At 69.0% G+C, this 16,035-nt stretch carries 16 protein-coding genes; 10 read left to right on the forward strand and 6 right to left on the reverse strand.

Annotation, left to right across the window (positions count from 1 at the left end; genetic code table 11):
- Positions 1–70: 70 nt before the first annotated feature.
- From AB0I59_RS39615 to AB0I59_RS39640, 6 genes are all read left to right on the forward strand, one after another.
- Positions 71–883 (forward strand): sugar phosphate isomerase/epimerase family protein, encoded by an 813-nt coding sequence (locus tag AB0I59_RS39615; RefSeq protein ID WP_061261375.1) that lies wholly within the window; start codon positions 71–73, stop codon positions 881–883.
- Between the two features lie 65 nt (positions 884–948).
- On the forward strand, positions 949–1,473 hold the full coding sequence (locus AB0I59_RS39620; protein ID WP_358141688.1) for a TetR/AcrR family transcriptional regulator: 525 nt from the start codon (positions 949–951) through the stop codon (positions 1,471–1,473).
- Between the two features lie 161 nt (positions 1,474–1,634).
- A complete protein-coding gene (locus AB0I59_RS39625; RefSeq protein ID WP_061261373.1) occupies positions 1,635–3,749 on the forward strand; it encodes a (Fe-S)-binding protein in 2,115 nt (704 codons plus the stop codon).
- 224 nt (positions 3,750–3,973) lie between these two features.
- Positions 3,974–4,771 carry a hypothetical protein gene (locus tag AB0I59_RS39630; RefSeq protein ID WP_358141692.1) on the forward strand — a complete coding sequence of 266 codons (798 nt, stop codon included), beginning with the start codon at positions 3,974–3,976 and terminating at the stop codon, positions 4,769–4,771.
- Complete coding sequence (locus tag AB0I59_RS39635; protein ID WP_061261371.1) at positions 4,768–5,844, forward strand: glycosyltransferase; 1,077 nt, start codon at positions 4,768–4,770, stop codon at positions 5,842–5,844. The genes AB0I59_RS39630 and AB0I59_RS39635 overlap by 4 nt, the downstream gene beginning before the upstream one ends.
- A gap of 35 nt (positions 5,845–5,879) precedes the next feature.
- A complete protein-coding gene (locus tag AB0I59_RS39640) occupies positions 5,880–6,161 on the forward strand; it encodes a metal-sensitive transcriptional regulator (RefSeq protein ID WP_061261370.1) in 282 nt (93 codons plus the stop codon).
- 83 nt (positions 6,162–6,244) lie between these two features.
- Here the strand turns inward: AB0I59_RS39640 and AB0I59_RS39645 are convergent, their stop codons facing one another.
- Positions 6,245–6,433: a hypothetical protein gene (locus tag AB0I59_RS39645; RefSeq protein ID WP_358141695.1), complete on the reverse strand. Its 189-nt coding sequence runs from the start codon at positions 6,431–6,433 to the stop codon at positions 6,245–6,247.
- Positions 6,434–6,630: 197 nt separating this feature from the next.
- The gene (locus tag AB0I59_RS39650) at positions 6,631–8,010 is read right to left on the reverse strand and encodes a hypothetical protein (RefSeq protein WP_358141698.1); all 1,380 of its coding nucleotides are present in this window, start codon (positions 8,008–8,010) and stop codon (positions 6,631–6,633) included.
- A gap of 158 nt (positions 8,011–8,168) precedes the next feature.
- Here AB0I59_RS39650 and AB0I59_RS39655 point away from each other — a divergent pair, with 158 nt between their 5' ends.
- Complete coding sequence (locus AB0I59_RS39655) at positions 8,169–9,335, forward strand: mannosyltransferase family protein (protein ID WP_358141701.1); 1,167 nt, start codon at positions 8,169–8,171, stop codon at positions 9,333–9,335.
- An 89-nt stretch (positions 9,336–9,424) separates the two neighbouring features.
- A complete protein-coding gene (locus tag AB0I59_RS39660) occupies positions 9,425–10,420 on the forward strand; it encodes an endonuclease/exonuclease/phosphatase family protein (protein ID WP_358141704.1) in 996 nt (331 codons plus the stop codon).
- On the opposite strand, the gene AB0I59_RS39665 is transcribed toward AB0I59_RS39660, so the two are convergent.
- Positions 10,407–10,940, reverse strand: coding sequence for a gamma carbonic anhydrase family protein (locus AB0I59_RS39665; RefSeq protein WP_061261366.1), 534 nt, complete (start codon positions 10,938–10,940; stop codon positions 10,407–10,409). The two genes, AB0I59_RS39660 and AB0I59_RS39665, sit on opposite strands and share 14 nt — an antisense overlap.
- A gap of 153 nt (positions 10,941–11,093) precedes the next feature.
- Between AB0I59_RS39665 and AB0I59_RS39670 the strand changes: the two genes are divergently transcribed.
- Complete coding sequence (locus tag AB0I59_RS39670) at positions 11,094–12,101, forward strand: hypothetical protein (protein ID WP_061261365.1); 1,008 nt, start codon at positions 11,094–11,096, stop codon at positions 12,099–12,101.
- A gap of 254 nt (positions 12,102–12,355) precedes the next feature.
- On the opposite strand, the gene AB0I59_RS39675 is transcribed toward AB0I59_RS39670, so the two are convergent.
- Entirely contained in the window at positions 12,356–13,108 is a 753-nt protein-coding gene (locus AB0I59_RS39675) for a GntR family transcriptional regulator (RefSeq protein ID WP_358141708.1), read from the reverse strand.
- A 151-nt stretch (positions 13,109–13,259) separates the two neighbouring features.
- Positions 13,260–13,766, reverse strand: coding sequence for a VanZ family protein (locus AB0I59_RS39680; protein ID WP_358141710.1), 507 nt, complete (start codon positions 13,764–13,766; stop codon positions 13,260–13,262).
- A 165-nt stretch (positions 13,767–13,931) separates the two neighbouring features.
- Between AB0I59_RS39680 and kynU the strand changes: the two genes are divergently transcribed.
- Complete coding sequence (gene kynU / locus AB0I59_RS39685; protein WP_358141732.1) at positions 13,932–15,158, forward strand: kynureninase; 1,227 nt, start codon at positions 13,932–13,934, stop codon at positions 15,156–15,158.
- A 165-nt stretch (positions 15,159–15,323) separates the two neighbouring features.
- Here the strand turns inward: kynU and AB0I59_RS39690 are convergent, their stop codons facing one another.
- The gene (locus AB0I59_RS39690; protein ID WP_061261362.1) at positions 15,324–15,728 is read right to left on the reverse strand and encodes a ClpX C4-type zinc finger protein; all 405 of its coding nucleotides are present in this window, start codon (positions 15,726–15,728) and stop codon (positions 15,324–15,326) included.
- Between the last annotated feature and the right edge of the window lie 307 nt (positions 15,729–16,035).

Raw genomic sequence — 16,035 nt, forward strand, 5'->3', positions numbered from 1 at the left:
TAGGTTGTGATCTTCGCTGCATCATTGTGGCGTCGCGGCACGCGGTCTCCGCCCGGCTTAGGCTGGATCCGTGAGTGCCATCCGTGTCCCCAACGCGAAGATCGCGTTGTCAACGGCGTCGGTGTACCCCGAGCGGACGCCAGACGCCTTCGAACTGGCGCAGCGCCTGGGATACGACGGTGTGGAGATCATGGTCGGGCAGGATCCGGTCAGCCAGGACGTCGAGGTCCTGGAGCGGCTGGTGGATCACTACCAGATGCCGATCCTGGCCGTGCACGCGCCGTGCCTGCTCGTCACCCAGCGGGTGTGGGGGCGCGACCCGTGGCTCAAGCTGCAGCGCGCGCGGCGCGCGGCCGAGCGCCTGGGAGCGCAGACCGTGGTGGTCCACCCGCCCTTCCGCTGGCAGCGAGACTACGCGCGGGACTTCGAGGTCGGTCTCGCCCGGATGCGCGACGAGACCGACGTCGTCTTCGCGGTGGAGAACATGTTCCCGCTGCGGGCCCGGGGCAGCGAGGTCGTGCCGTACGCGCCGGGGTGGAACCCGATCGACTACGACTTCCCGGATGTGACGCTGGATCTGTCGCACACGGCGGTGTCGGGATCGGACGCGATGGAGATGGCGGCCAAGCTCGGCGACCGGCTCGCCCACCTGCACCTGGCCGACGGCGTCGGCACCACCAACAAGGACGAGCACCTGGTGCCCGGACGGGGCAACCAGCCGTGCGCTCAGATGCTGGAGCGTCTGGCGGGCAACGGATACGGCGGCCTGGTCGTGCTGGAGATCAACACCCGCAGGGCGGCCAGCCGGAGCGAGCGGATCGACGATCTCGCCGAGGCGCTGGCCTTCGCGCGGCTGCATCTGGCCCCCTCGGGCCGGCGGTGACGGAGCGGGCGACGCCGAAGAGGCGGCCCGGCCGCAGGCCGGGGACGGCCGATACGCGCGGGGCGGTGCTCGCCGCCGCGCGGAAGATCTTCGCGGAGAAGGGGTACGACAAGGCGACCGTCCGCGGGATCGCGGCCGAGGCGGGGGTCGATCCGGCCCTCGTGCACCATTACTTCGCGTCGAAGGAGGGCGTCTTCGTCGCGGCGATGCAGTTCCCGGTCAATCCGGCGACCGTGCTGCCGACGATCCTCGGCGGTCCGCCCGAGCAGATCGGCGAGCGGCTGGTCCGCTTCCTGCTGACCATGACCTCGACGCCCGAGGCCCGTGAGCCCATCGTGGCGCTGATGCGCACCGCGATGGTGAACGAGCAGGCGGTCGGCATGTTGCGCGAGTTCATCACCGAGGCGATCCTCACCCGGGTGGCGGAGGCGCTGTGCATCCCACCCATCAGGATGGAGGTAGCCTTCGCCCAGATGTTCGGAGTATTGATGATGCGCTACATCGTCAAACTGGAACCGCTCGCCTCGGCGGACACGGAGGAACTCGTCGAGATCCTCGCCCCTACGCTGCAGCGTTATCTCTCCGCGTAGCCCGGCTGACACCGATCTAGAGCTTTCTTCTACTATCGAGGCTGGACGTGCCGGACTTTTGCCCGACAAGTTACCCGTGGGTAGGATTCGGTACGGCCTCGGCGTAATTGTGGATGACCTGCGGTCGTACGCTGGCAGCCAACTTTGCTAAGGGAGGACCCGTGCTCTGGGTTGCGATCATCGGGCTCGTCATGACGGGCGTCGCGCTCGCCTTCGCGGGCCGTCGCGTGGCGTTCCTCTACCGGCTCGCCACAAGCGGCCAGCCCGCGCCCGAACGGATCGAGTACGCCAAGGATAACGTCGGCACGGAGATCAAGGCCCAGCTGGTCGAGGTCTTCGGGCAGAAGAAGCTGCTCAAGTGGACGCCGTCGGGTACCGCGCACTTCTTCGTGATGTGGGCGTTCTTCATCCTGGCGACGGTCTACCTCGAGGCGTACGGCGCGCTCATCCAGGGGATGATCACTGGCACGCCGGACTTCCACATTCCGCTCATCGGGACGTGGGCGGTCCTCGGTTTCCTCCAGGACTTCATCGCGGTCGCCGCGCTCGTGGGACTGATCGCCTTCTCCGTGATCCGGATCAAGAACTCGCCCAAGAAGCTCGGGCGCGGCTCCCGGTTCTCCGGCTCGCACCTGGGCGGCGCCTGGCTCGTCCTTTTCATGATCTTCAACGTGATCTGGACGATGTTCCTCTTCCGTGGCGCGGCGATCAACACGGGGAACTTCCCGTACGCCTCAGGCGCGTTCGCCTCGGAGCTGGCCGCGAAGATCCTGCCGACCAGCGAGCTGCTGGAGGAGATCGGCCTCCTGCTGCACATCGGCGTCATGCTGGTGTTCCTGATCATCGTGGTGAACTCCAAGCACCTGCACATCTTCACCGCGCCGCTGAACGTGATGTTCTCCCGTCGCCCGGACGGCCTGGGCGCGGCGCAGGAGATGCGCAGCGGCGGCAAGGTGCTGGACTTCGAGGAGGCCGACCCCGAGGTCGACGTCTTCGGCCGCGGCAAGATCCAGGACACCTCCTGGAAGGGCTTCCTCGACTTCTACACCTGCACCGAGTGCGGCCGCTGCCAGTCGCAGTGCCCGGCCTGGAACACCGGCAAGCCGCTGTCGCCGAAGATGCTGATCATCGACCAGCGCGACTACGCCTTCCAGGTCGCTCCGTACCTCCTGGCGGGCGAGGAGCAGAAGGACGCGCACCCGCAGGACGTGCTGGCCCTGCTGGAGAAGCCCCTCGTGGGCGAGGACGGCGTCATCCACCCGGACGTGCTGTGGTCCTGCACCAACTGCGGCGCCTGCGTCGAGCAGTGCCCGGTCGACATCGAGCACATCGACCACATCCTCGACATGCGCCGCTACCAGGTCATGATCGAGTCCTCGTTCCCGTCCGAGGCGGGCGTCATGCTCAAGAACCTCGAGAACAAGGGCAACCCGTGGGGCATGTCCGAGATGAAGCGGGCCGAGTGGATCGAGGAGCTCGACTTCGAGGTCCCGATCATCGACGAGAAGATGCCCGAGGACGTCGAGTACCTCTTCTGGGTCGGCTGCGCCGGAGCCCTGGAGGACCGCGCCAAGAAGACCACCAAGGCGGTCGCCGAGCTGCTGCACATCGCGGGCGTGAAGTTCGGCGTGCTCGGCCCGATGGAGGCGTGTACGGGTGACCCGGCCCGCCGCCTGGGCATGGAGTTCCTGTTCAACATGCTCGCCCAGCAGAACATCGAGACGCTGAACGAGGCCGGGGTCAAGAAGATCGTCGCGACCTGCCCGCACTGCTTCAACACGCTCGCCAACGAGTACCCGCAGCTGGGTGGCACCTACGAGGTCGTCCACCACACCCAGCTCCTGGCACACCTCGTCGAGGAGGGCAGGCTCACCCCGATCACGCCGATCGAGGAGAAGATCACCTACCACGACCCGTGCTTCCTCGGCCGCCACAACAAGGTGTACGCGCAGCCCCGCGACATCATGGCGAAGGTGCCCGGCGTCCAGGCGCAGGAGATGCACCGCTGCAAGGACCGCGGCTTCTGCTGCGGCGCCGGAGGCGCCCGCATGTGGATGGAGGAGCGGATCGGCAAGCGCATCAACACCGAGCGGGTGGATGAGGCGCTGACCACCGATCCGGACACCGTCTCCACCGCGTGCCCGTTCTGCCTCGTCATGCTGGGCGACGCCATCAACGAGAAGAAGAACAGCGGCGAGGCCAAGGAGACGCTGGAAGTCGTCGACGTCGCGCAGCTGCTGATCAAGTCCGTCAAGGGCGAGCCGGTCGCCGGCTGACGGTACGCGTCGTAACGGACCGCCCTCCCAGGGAGGAAGGGGGAGGGCGGTCCGCGACTTGCCAATCTTATCCACAATTTGTGGAATTGATCGGTCAGATCTGCAGGAGTATCAGTAATCCGGGCGTTAACCCCAAATGTCTTTCTCTGCATATCCACATAACGGGAAAATCACGGTAACCTCAACGGTGGCTCAATCAACGGGGAGGGGGCTGAGCGGTGGGCGTGATCGTTACGGATGCCGAGGTCACCCTTGCCGACGTCCTCGCCGTGCGAATGGCGGTCGAGGAGCCGCTCTCCGGCGAAACCCGTCTGATCCTGCGGCATCGAGGCACCGGAGCCGAACGCCAGATCACCCTTGACGCCCTCGACGCACCAGAGGGCGACGTCGAGGAGGCCGCGCTCGCGGTCCCGCTCGCGCCGTTGTCGCTCACGCCGGGACGCTGGGACGCCTATCTCCAGCAGGACGGTCCCCGGGTGCGGATGCGCAGCATCGACCCCGGCTTCTCGCTCGACCGGCTGGACGCGTACGCGCTGGGACGGCGCACCCTGGCCTACCGCGCCTACCGGACCCGCAACGGCTTTCTCGCCGTCAAGATCGACGAAGCCGCGCCGGTCGCCGACGTCCGGGCGGTGTGGTTCCGCGAGGGACGCTTCGAGGTCACCGGCCTGCTGGCCTACACGGGGCTCGACGACGACGACCGGCACCGCGAGGCCACGCTCACGTTGCGCTGCGGCGACCCCGACGCGACCGTGACGGTCGCCGCCACGGTCCAGGGCGTGCGCTTCCACGCGGCGCTTTCGCTGTGCGACGTTCTCGCGGCCGCGCCCGACCAGGAGGGGGTCTGGCAGCCGGCCCTGGAGGTCGACGGCATCGACGGCTGGTTGCCGCTGGGCGCCAGGATCGACGACGTCGAGGGCAAACGCCGCAGGGTGCACTACCCCCGCGTGCTGGTCGACGGTGTCCCGGTCACCCCCACCTTCACCTCGGATGACGAGCTGCGCCTGGAGGTCGGCGCGTGAAGATCTCCTTCCTGCTTCCCTCGGCGTACGGGATGCGCGGTGACGTCCGGGCCACGCTGAACCTCGCGGCGGGGCTCGCCTCGCGCAACGAGGTCGAGATCGTGAGCGTCAAGCGGACCAGGGAGACGCCGTTCTTCCCCGTCGATCCGCGAATCTCCATGCGCTGGCTGGTGGACTCGCGTCCGGGTGTGCGCCACCTGCTGCCGTCGGGCCAGGTCCGCACGGAGGTCGCCCTCTGGCGCATGCTGCGCGGGCTGCGCACGGACGTGCTGATCACGGCCAGGCCGAGCCTCAGCGTCCAGTCGGCACGCTACGCGCCGCGCGAGGTGGTGCGGATCGCCAAGGAGTGGTCGCGTCCCGCGGTGCCCGGTCCCGTCCGCCGCTTCTATCCCCGCCTCGACGCGGTCGTGACGAGTACCGCGAGCGCGCGGGAGGACTGGGCACGCCTCCTCGACGACGAGCTCTCGGTGCACGCCATCCCGGACGCGTTGCCCGCCGGGCCGTGGCCCAGGTCCCGCATGGACAACCGCATCGTCAGCGCCGGGGGCCGGCTCGTGCCGGTCAAGGCGTACAACCGGTTGATCCGCGCCTTCGCCGTCGTCGCGGACAAGCGGCCCGACTGGCGGCTTCGCCTGTACGGCACGGGCCCGGAGGAGAAGCGGCTGCGCGCGCTGGTCCGCGAGCTCGACCTGCACAACCACGTCTACTTCATGGGCACGACGTCCGACCTTCCCGGGGAGTTCGCCAAGGCGTCCATCGTCGCGGTGCCGTCCCGGCACGAGGCGCCCGGCATGAGCGTGGTCGAGGCGCTGAGCTGCGGGGTCCCGATCGTCGGGTTCGACGGGGCGCGCGGTCCGGCGGAGTTCGTCCGTCCCGGCCACGACAGCGTGCTGGTGCCCGAGGGCGGGGACGAGGTCGAGGCGTACGCCACCGCCCTGCTCGGGCTGGTGGACGACGACCGCCGGCGTACGGCTCTGGCCGCCGGGGCGATCCAGTCCGCCGCGGGCCACGCCGCCGGCGTGGTGGCCGCCCGATGGCAGGAACTCATGTACGGCCTGCGATCACGGGAGTGACTGGCGTTCATACCCAAAACGGGTAACGTGAGGTCATGCATGGGTACAGCGGTGACAAGCAGGCGTATCTCAAGCGGCTGCGCCGGATCGAGGGGCAGATCCGGGGGCTGCATCGGATGGTCGACGAGGACGCGTACTGCATCGACGTTCTCACTCAGGTGTCGGCGGCGACCCGTGCGCTTCAGGCGGTGGCTCTCGGGCTGCTTGAGGACCACATCGCGCACTGCGTCGCCCACGCGGTGAGCGAGGGCGGTCCCGCGGCAGATGAGAAGATCAAGGAAGCGTCGGCGGCCATCGCCCGGCTCGTACGCTCCTGAGCGGTGGGGGCTGGTTGACTAGTCCCGGAAAAGCAATCCCGGACCCCGTTGCCGGAGTCCGGGACCGTTTCTCGTGAATGCCTTCAGCGACTCGCCGAAGTTCCCAATCCGAGCGCGTTGTCGAGTTCGTCCAAGGTCAGTCGGTCATCGCTGAAGTTGACGGCCTCCAGCACCTCCGCATAGAGCGCGATCTCGTCCAACGCGACACGGTCGTGGACCCGAGAGTCCAGGTCGTCGTGCCCCACCGCGTCGTCCTTCCTTCTGCAGCCCACACCCATCACGAGGTTACGTCTGGCCGCCTTTCCCCGACATGGCCCATCGGGACCATTCCTGAGGGCTGGCCCGCCCCCTACCACTAACCATTTCCCAGAATCTGAGATCACAATTCGGTTAATTTCGGGAAGGCGTCCGCACCCTTTGGTAAAAGCAGAGGTTATTGCGTCTTCCTGGGATTCAGGTGAAGAAAGCGTCACCTGTGAAAGAGCCACCCGGACGATGACTGATCGTCGAATTCATCGGTCACCGAGAGCTCGGGAACGGCGTCGTCCCGCTGGTGCATGAGGCACGCGACGACCGCCGAGGATACCGGGAATCCCCGCGGCGGCGGGGCCGTGCCCGTCAGCCGGCACCACGCCAGCCCGGTGGCGTACGCCGCTCCGAGCAGGGCGGCGGCCTCGTCCCTCCCGGAGGGCAGCAGGGCGGCGGGCAACTCGCCGGAGGCGGGCCAGCAGCCGCGCAGCGGATGGGCGGGATCGGTGAGCGCCACGTACAACGAGCGGCGCATCTCGTCGTCCAGCCACGGATAGAGCGCGGCCACCACGCCCGGGGACACGACCGCGACGTCGGCGGCGAGCAGAGAAGCGGCCACCGCCCTCGGGTCGGCCCCCGTCGCGGCCACATGGCCCAGCGCCTCGACCAGGTCGTAGAGCGTGTGCCGGAAATGCTCGCCCGGGGACGTCTCGGCCAGGGTCGCCATGACCAGATGCGGGGGGCACCGCGCCAGCCATGCCTGCCGTACGGCACCGGCCCGCGCTGCGGGCTCGTCCAGCCACGGCCGGGCGGCGGCAGGACCGGCCATGGCCAGGAGCGCGTCGGCTCTGGGCCGGAACCGGGGGTCGGCGCGGAGCGCCGTGGCGGTCTCGGTGACGAGCCCGGCCATCCGCCCCGCCAGCCGCGCTCCGGCCTCGCCTGGCCGGGCGAGCATCCGCTCCGTGTAGAGCGTCACGAGGGCGTCCAGGGGGACCGGCGGGAGCCATCGCACCCAGTCGTCTCCGGGCAGCGGCCGGGCCAGGAATTCGCCGAACAGCGACAGCAGCACCTCGTTGCCGTCGAAGGCGGGCGCGTACGCGCACCACATGATGGTGCCCCACACGGCGGCCACCGTGCCGGGCACGTCCGCCGCGAAGACGTCGCGGAAGCAGCTCTCGGGCAGCGGGAAGTCATCCCGGTGTCTCCGGCGGTGCGCCACCACCAGGGCCCTGATCCGCTCGGTGACGCCCTCGGGCACGTCCGGCCCGACGAACGCCTGTGTGGAGCCGCGCTCCACCGCGAAGTCGGGCCCGGCGGGGATGAGGAGATGGGGGATCCCCATCGCCGTGTGCGGCGGGCGGGCGGCCGAGCGAACCACCGGTGACCCCGGAGGCGCCGACAGATGCCACCGGCCGTCCACGCGGTCCAGCCGGTACCACCGGGCGTGCGCGCCGAACAACCAGCACGCGCCGTCCGGGGTCATCAGGGCCCGCCGCGCCATCGCCTGGGCGCGCGCGGGGACGGGCAGCGCCGCCCAGCGTGGATCGGCGACCATGGCGCGGACGTCCCGCTCGATCGCCGTGAAGCCGTCCCAGTGCACCCGGCAATGGTAGATCCCGCCGGTGACGGGACGACGTGAAAGTTTCAGCCCGGAAAACGGGATGACCTGGGTAAATGACCTTGGTTTCGAGGGGCTGCGTGGTTTCCGTCCGCCATTCCCTTTGCGCGGACGGTCCCGACGTACTTCCATTGGTCAACGTGACGGACATTCAGCAGGCGGAAGCCGTGCCGGAATCCGACCCGGTGCCGGGCGGGACGCGGTTCGGCGGGTTCCGCCGGTTCCTCGGCCGGCCCGCCGACCGGACGGCCCTGCTGATCTGGTTCTTCTGGCACGTCGCCACGTACATCTACATGGTGCTCGCGGCGCCGGGCCGTACGGAGGCGCCCCTGCTCGACCGGCTCACGCCCTGGGACGCGGACAACTTCATCGCCATCGCGCAGTACGGCTACGACGGCGCGCCGGAGATGACGGACGCGCCGAAGCTGGTGGCGTTCTTCCCGGGGCTGCCGTTGCTGCTGCGCGACCTGCACTGGCTGATCCCCGACTGGAGCCTGTCCATCGTCCTGGTCTCGCTCGTGGCGAGCGCGGTCGTCGCGGTGGCGCTGTCCCGGCTGAGCGACTCCTACCGGGAGGGCACGGGCACCTGGACGGTCCTGGCGTTCTTCCTCAGCCCGTTCGCGGTGTTCCTGCTGGCGGGATACTCCGAGGCGCCGTTCCTCGCGCTGGCGATCCCCGCGTGGCTGCTCGCGCGCCGGGGGCGCTGGGCCGCCGCCTCCGTCTGCGCGGCGCTGGCGTCCTCGATCCGGGTCTCCGGGCTCTTCCTCGCTCTCGGCCTGGCCGTCATGTTCCTGGTCGCGGAGAACGGCAGGCAGTGGCGCAAGGTGGCCTGGCTCGCGCTGCCCGGCCTGCCGGTGCTGGCCTACATGCTCTATCTCTGGAACCGTACGGGCGACCTCATGGCGTGGAAGGCGGCCGAGGCGCAGTACTGGGGACGGTTCCCCGAGCTGCCCTGGACGGTGCTGCTCAACACCTGGAACAGGTCGGTCGACGAGGTCGCGCTGCGCACGTCGTACCAGGAGGAGATGCTGGCCGCGGGTGTGCTCGTGGCGCTCATCGTCTGGCGGCTGGTCCGCCGCCGGTGGGCCGACTTCGCCTATCTCGCGCCTCAGGCGGTGGCGCTGCTGGCGATGTCGTCGTTCTACATGTCCGTCGGCCGGGCGTCGCTGCTGTGGTGGCCGCTCTATCTCTCGGTCGGCATCGTGGGATCGCGCCGTCCCTGGGTGTTCATGGCGTACCTGTCGGTGGCCGCACCGATCATGGCCATCAATGTGGGAAATTTCACCACCGGTGCCTGGGTGGGATAAGAAGTCCTTTTTGCCGCAATCTATCCCTGTCTCGCTAGTATGATCACGTTTGCTACTCTAAGTAATCAAGCGATTGTGGAGAGTGAGAGATGATCGGTACGAGCCGCTGCGGCATGGCGAGGGTTCTGGTCTCCGGTGTTCTGCTCGCCTCACCGCTCGTCGGCCCAGGTGGGGCGGCGGTCGCCGACGCGACGCTGACCTACCGGGTGAACGTGCTCACCTTCAACCTGTGCGGAGGCAACAACAAGCGGAACACCTGCGCGGAGGACCTCACACCGGAGCGGCGGAGGATCTGGGCACCTCAGGTCTCCTCACTGATCAGGAGCAGGGACGTGGACGTGGCGTCCTTCACCGAGATGTGCTACGCCCAGGTCGGCCTGCTGCGGCAGCAGCTCCCGGACTACGACTTCGTCTGGTACGGCCTCGGCAGATCGGCCACCTGTCCCCGGATCTGGGGTGACATGACCGACGATCTCGCGGCGCCGAACGGCAGGACCGCCGGCATCGCGCTGGCCTTCAAGAACGGTGTCGTGGGCTCGCCGCTCCGGCGGCGGCTCGTCGTCGACAACCCGTTCGGCGACCCCGCCGCGTCCCTGCACCGGCGCGGAGTGCTGTGCGCGCGCTCCCTGGTCGGCATGGAGTACGCCGTCGGCTGCGTGACGCACATCTCGGCCCTGGAGACCCCGCAGCAGGTCACCGGGAAGATCACCGACTGGGCGGGTGACACCCCGGTCATCCTCGGCGGCGACTTCAACCGCAAGCCGGAGCACGTCGAGCTGACCCCGCTGTACGGATCCGGGCTGGGAACGGGGAACTACACGGAGGTCGACGCCGGACTCGCGGACCGCCTGCACCGGGGGGGAACCCCCACGACCAGGGGCGGCCGGAAGATCGACTACATCTTCGCGACGCAGTCGGCCTACCGGAACGCCGGCGCCGAAGTGATCGACACCCAGCCGGAGCTCTCGGACCACCGGCCGCTGGCCGGCACGTTCACCGGAACCTTCGAGGGGAACTTCGCCCAGACGTTCGTGCAGACGTTCACGCAGCTGATCACGGAGGCGTTCGCCGTCACCCCGCGGTGAGCCGGGCGGCCGAGGCGTGGCGGCGCGCCTTGGCCATGTAGTTGTCAGGCGTACGGGCGAACGAGGCGCGGTCGGTGTCGGTCAGCTCACGGACCACCCGGCCGGGCACGCCCGCGACCAGCACTCCTGCGGGGATCCTCGCCCCCGGCGTGACCACCGCACCCGCGGCGATCAGCGTGCCCGCGCCGATCCGCGCGCCACCGAGGACGACGGCCCCGATGCCGACCAGCGCGCCCGTCTCCACGTGGGCGCCGTGCACCATCGCCTTGTGCCCGAGGCTCACCCTGTCCTCCAGGAGCGCGGGCTGGCCCGGATCGGCGTGCAGGCAGCACAGGTCCTGGATGTTGCATTCGGCGCCGACCTCGATCCGCTCGTCGTCGCCGCGCAGGACCGAGCCGTACCAGACGCTCGACCCGCGGCCGAGCCGTACGCGACCGACGATCACCGCGCCGGGCGCGACCCAGGACTCGGGGTGCAGGTCGGGGGTGGCGTCGTCGTCCAGAGCAGCGATGTACGGCATGCCGTCATGATTCCACGAACGCCCTCGCGTGCCCGGCGCGGAGGGTCGCTTTTCGGCAGGAGCTCGGGCGTTCGGGTTGCGAGGTAGGGCGGATGGCAGCAGAGTCATGTCCTGACGTGCGTTACCGCCTCAATTCCAAACCCAGGGCTTGTCATGACGAATCAGACCGAGAACTTCCCCGACCTCTTGAGCGACGACTCCTTCGAAGTCGTGATGCGTGGATACAGCCGTCGGCAGGTCCATGACTACATGATCAGGACCCGGAACCAGATCAGAGACCTGGAGGAGCGGCTGGCTCGGACGATCGACCAGGCCGAGCAGGGCCGTCTCGAGCTGTCCGAAGCGCGCCGCAGGCTGTCTGAGGCCCCGCAGAACCCCGATGAGCTGGGTGAGCGGCTGAGCCAGATCCTCAAGCTGGCGCACGAGGAGGCGGCGGCCAACAAGGAGGCGTCCCAGTCCGAGGCCCACAGGTTGGTCGACCAGGCCGCGGCCGAGTCCGACCGGATGGTCACGGCCGCGCGTGAGCAGGCCGACTCGATCAGGGCCGCCGCCCAGGAGGAGGCCGAGCGCCGCGTCGCCGACGCCACCAGCGCCGCCGAGCGCCTGCTCGCGCAGGCGGGCTCCGACGCCGAGGAGACCCTGGGCACGGCGCGCGCCGAGGCCGAGGACACCCTCCGCGCCGCCCGCGCCGAGGCCGACAGGCAGCTCACGGTCGCCCGCCTCGAGGCGGAGAAGCTGGTCGGAGACGCCCGTGCCGAGGCGCACTCGACGCTCACCGCCGCCCAGCAGCGGGTCGCGGCGCTGGACGAGCACACCGGCCGCCGGGTCGCCTATCTCACGGACACTCACACCGAGGTCATGCGCAGGCTGGGCGAGATCGGGTCGGTCCTGGGCGACCTGCTCCACAGGGAGAGTGCGGCGGGCGCGCTGATCGACGAGGCGGCGGTGCTGCCGCCGGCTCCGCCGGCCCAGCAGCTCGAACTCGCCCCGGCCGAGCCCGCGGCCGAGGACGACGAGGACATCCGGGTCATCGTGGAGGACGTGACGGTCCAGGCGGAGGGTGGCCCGGAGCAGCACGTCGAGGACACGGACGTCACCACGGACGTCACCGTTGTCCGGGTCCAGAACGAGCAGAACGGCCAGCCCTCCCACCGGCAGTAGCAGCCGCCGGCGGTGGCACGGTTGGTGCCCGTGGAGGCGCCGTTGGGATGGCACCAGTGGCGACGCCCCCACGGGGGATCATGGAGGCGGAAGCCCCCGCCCCCGATAGGGTCGGAGGCTTCCGCACTCGTGGCCGGGGTCTGCCGCTTCCGGCTCGCGCCGGAGGCGGCTTCTTGACCTCTCCCACTCAAGGTGCGGGACATCTCTAGAGAAATCAATGATCGGGACAGTCAGGTCAACGTCACTTGCTTGACCTATGCGTCGAAGTCGTACTGGAGGACGTACGAGGCGGCGTCGAGGACCATCTCGTTGTGCTCGACCGGACGGCCCTCCGCCGTGTAGGCCGTACGGCCGATGGAGATGACGGGCGTGCCCGCGGGCAGACCGAGTAGTTCCGCCTCGCGCGGGTGGGGCATCCTGGCCCGGACCTCCTCGGTGAAGTGCGCCGGAGGGTGGCCGAGATCGCCCAGCCGGGCGTACACGCCGCCCGGGCCGGTGTCGGGGAGCACGACCGCCGTACCCTCGACCAGTTCGGCCGGGAAGTACGAGGCGGCGAGCTGGACGGGCCGGTCGTCCACGAGATAGCGGCGGCGCCGCACCCACACCTCGTCACTGTCGAGTATGTGTCCTACCTCCTCGCTCGCCTGTTCCCGTTGGATCTGGACCTGATCGACCGTGTAGGCGCGGCCACGGGCGTCGGCGTCCCAGACGGCGCGGCCCTGCCCCCACTGCTCGCGGGAGAGCCGCCGGGAGCCATGCCTCCGGATCGGGCGAAACAACCGTACGTACACGCCGGAGCCGCGCCGGGGCACGGCCAGGCCCTCGTTGATGAGCACGGCGAGGGCTTGGCGGGCCGTGGCCCGCGCGATGCCGTACTCGGCCATGAGTGCGTTCTCTCCCGGTAGCCGATCTCCGTCGTGCAGCTCACCCGACAGGATCTCGCCGCGTAGCCTGTCGGCGATGCGCCGGTAGATCGGGAGTTCGTGTACCGGGGAGGATTCCGTCACGTTTGATCACCCTCTGTCACCAACGGGGGGTTAGCGTCTCCAGAGAACTTGCCCCGTCTTGTCCACGATCGCACAGGGAATGACGTTGGTCCCGTGCTTATTTTGAGTGGATCGTGCCCATGTGACGATCTCGAGGGATTATCGCGGTCCGTTACTGTGGAACGCTCCCGGCCGCTATCCGGCTCGCGTGCCAACGCTGCGTCATGATCGCGGCGAGGACGGCTCCCGCCGTGTTGAGCAGTACGTCGTCGACCGATGACACCCGGTCGAGGTGCAGGCCGTACTGGAGGGCCTCGACGGTGGCCGAGGCGGCGGCGGCGACGAGCGCCACGGTCCAGAGCCGGGCGAACCGCGCGGACCTGACGGGAAGCAGCGCGCCGAGCGCCGCGAACACCAGGAGATTGCCCCCGACCTGCACGATCACGGTTTCGGCGGGTGCCTGGAAGACCGCGGCGAGGTCGCGGAAGGGGACGAGGTTGATCCCCTCGGTGTTGTGTCCCGGGGTGAGGATCATCCACAGCCAGGGGACCGTTCCGGCGATCATGAGGACGTCCGCGTAGGCCGTACGAGCGGGATGGGGATGGCCGCGGGCCGCTCTCCGGCGGGCCAGCAGGTGGGCCGCGAGCAGCGTGACCGGGACCGCCAGTACGGCGGCCATGATGACATGACCCCACATACGCCACACGAGCCACATGACGGACATTCTGCGGGTGGTGATGGGAAGGTGGCGACCCGGCTACCCGGAGGTCGGATGACGGCTGGTTGTGTGCAACCGCCCATTTGGCGGTATTTCAGGAAATGACGACCAAACGAAGGAGTTCTGATCGTGGCCATCAGCCGTGCCGACTGTTACGCCCTCGACACCGAGGACCCGCTGCGGGACCTGCGGGACGAGTTCTCCCTGCCCAGCGGGACCACGTACCTGCTCGGCAACTCCCTGGGCGCGCTGCCGCGGCGTACGGCGGCCAAGGTGGCGCACACCGTGGAGACCGAATGGGGCCGTGACCTCGGCGCGAGCTGGAACACCGCGGGCTGGTGGGATCTTCCGCAGTCCACCGGCGACCGGCTGGCGCCGCTGATCGGCGCGGGCCCCGGGGAGGTCCTCGCCGGGGACTCCACATCCACGAACATCTTCAAGGTGATGGCCGCCGCGCTGCCGCTCCGCCCCGGACGGCGGGTGATCGTCTCGGACCTGGAGAACTTCCCCACGGACCGGTACGTCGTCGAAGGGGTCGCCAAGGCTCTCGGCGCGTACGAGATCAGGGACATCGGCTCCCTCGACGAGGCGCTGGACGACGACGTGGCGGCGGTCCTGCTCAGCCACGTGGACTATCGGACCGGCGCCCTTCGCGACATGGACGCGGTGACCGCCCAGGTGCACGCCGCCGGGGCCATCATGATCTGGGACCTCTGCCACAGCGCGGGCGCCGTCACCGTCGACCTGCGTGCGGCCGACGTGGATTTCGCCATCGGCTGCACGTACAAGTACCTCAACGGAGGCCCTGGCGCCCCCGCGTACCTGTATGTGGCCGACCGTCACCAGGACGCCGCGCACAACGTCATTTCCGGGTGGCACGGGCACGCCGCGCCGTTCGCCTTCGAGCCGAACTACCGGCCCGCCGACGGAGTACGGCGGTTCGCCACCGGCAGCCCGCCGGTGCTCGCCTACAGTGCGCTGAACGCCTCGCTCGACATCTGGGACACCGTCGACATGGCGCAGGTCAGGGCCAAGAGCGTGGCCCTGACCACGCTGTTCATCGACCTGGTCGACGAACTCAGGCCCGACCTGGTCCTCGCCACCCCGCGTGACCCGGCCCAGCGTGGCAGCCAGGTGAGCTACCGGCACGCCGACGGCTACCCGGTGATTCGCGCGCTCATCGACCGCGGAGTCGTGGGCGACTACCGGGAGCCGGACATCATGAGGTTCGGCTTCGCGCCGCTGTACCTGCGCTACGTCGACGTGTACGACGCCGCCGCGACTCTGGCCGAGGTGCTCGACAAGGAACTGTGGCGGGACGAGCGCTATCAGCAGCGGCTGGCCGTGACCTGATCGGACTCCGTGTCCGCTGCTCGTGTTTCTTGTCACCGGCTCTCGGAGTCGGGCCCCGGAGTGCGGATCGGGGTTCGACTCCGGGGGCGGCTCTGAGGTTCTGCCGGGGGTTTGCTCTGGGGTCTGCTGGGGTCTGCTGGGGTCTGCGCCGACGTTCGACGCCGGTTATCGGCGCTTGATGAGATCGGCCACGATGTCGCTGGCCAGTGACACGCAGGCGCCGCAGATCCGGCCCGCCTCGCCGTGCACCATCTGAATGCGTGGCCCGGGCGTCTGACGGCAGAAGGAGCAGGCCGCGTCGCGCTTCTTGCGGCGGTTCGCCAGATGGCGGCCGGCGAAGGGCGGGGTGAAACGCTTCCTGGCGGCCTGCTTCGAGAAGCCGAAGCGCTCTCCGATCACCGTCCAGGAGGCTCCGGCCTCTCGGGCCTCGCGTACGGCGAGATCGAGCAGGGCGTCCGTGTCACGGCTCAGCTCGGCGCTCAGCGTGATCGCGGCCGCGAGGGTCTCGAGGGGGTCCGCAGGGTCGAGCGACCGTGACCGCGCCCGCGAGAGTAATTCAGATGGCTCCATGACTGACAACCTTAGGTTGTCATTCTAAGATCATCAAGAGCGAAGATCCACCGTACCGGTGTCGTATGGATGCATTGGATGCATGGGGATTGCCTCCGGATCTCACTGCATGTCTCCGGATGTCTCCCGATGTCTTCGGATGTCTGGATTGGTTGGGCTGGATCGGGATGAGTTGGGCCGCGTGGCCACCCGTTCCCGTCATCGCGGGCCGCCCGCGTTCCCGGTATCGCGCTCGTGGTCGGGGTCACGTTCGGGCATTGGTTGCTGTCGCTCGTGATTTTGCGGCTTTCGGGGTGAGTGGTCGATG

The organism is Microtetraspora glauca (assembly GCF_040656155.1).
Taxonomy (GTDB): Bacteria; Actinomycetota; Actinomycetes; order Streptosporangiales; family Streptosporangiaceae; genus Microtetraspora; species Microtetraspora glauca.

Coding starts and splice junctions, on each gene's coding strand:
- AB0I59_RS39640 (WP_061261370.1), top strand. CDS start 5,880: ATGCATGGGTACAGCGGTGACAAGCAGGCGTATCTCAAGCGGCTGCGC.
- AB0I59_RS39660 (WP_358141704.1), top strand. CDS start 9,425: ATGATCGGTACGAGCCGCTGCGGCATGGCGAGGGTTCTGGTCTCCGGT.
- AB0I59_RS39665 (WP_061261366.1), bottom strand. CDS start 10,940: ATGCCGTACATCGCTGCTCTGGACGACGACGCCACCCCCGACCTGCAC.
- AB0I59_RS39670 (WP_061261365.1), top strand. CDS start 11,094: ATGACGAATCAGACCGAGAACTTCCCCGACCTCTTGAGCGACGACTCC.
- AB0I59_RS39680 (WP_358141710.1), bottom strand. CDS start 13,766: ATGGCCGCCGTACTGGCGGTCCCGGTCACGCTGCTCGCGGCCCACCTG.
- AB0I59_RS39690 (WP_061261362.1), bottom strand. CDS start 15,728: ATGGAGCCATCTGAATTACTCTCGCGGGCGCGGTCACGGTCGCTCGAC.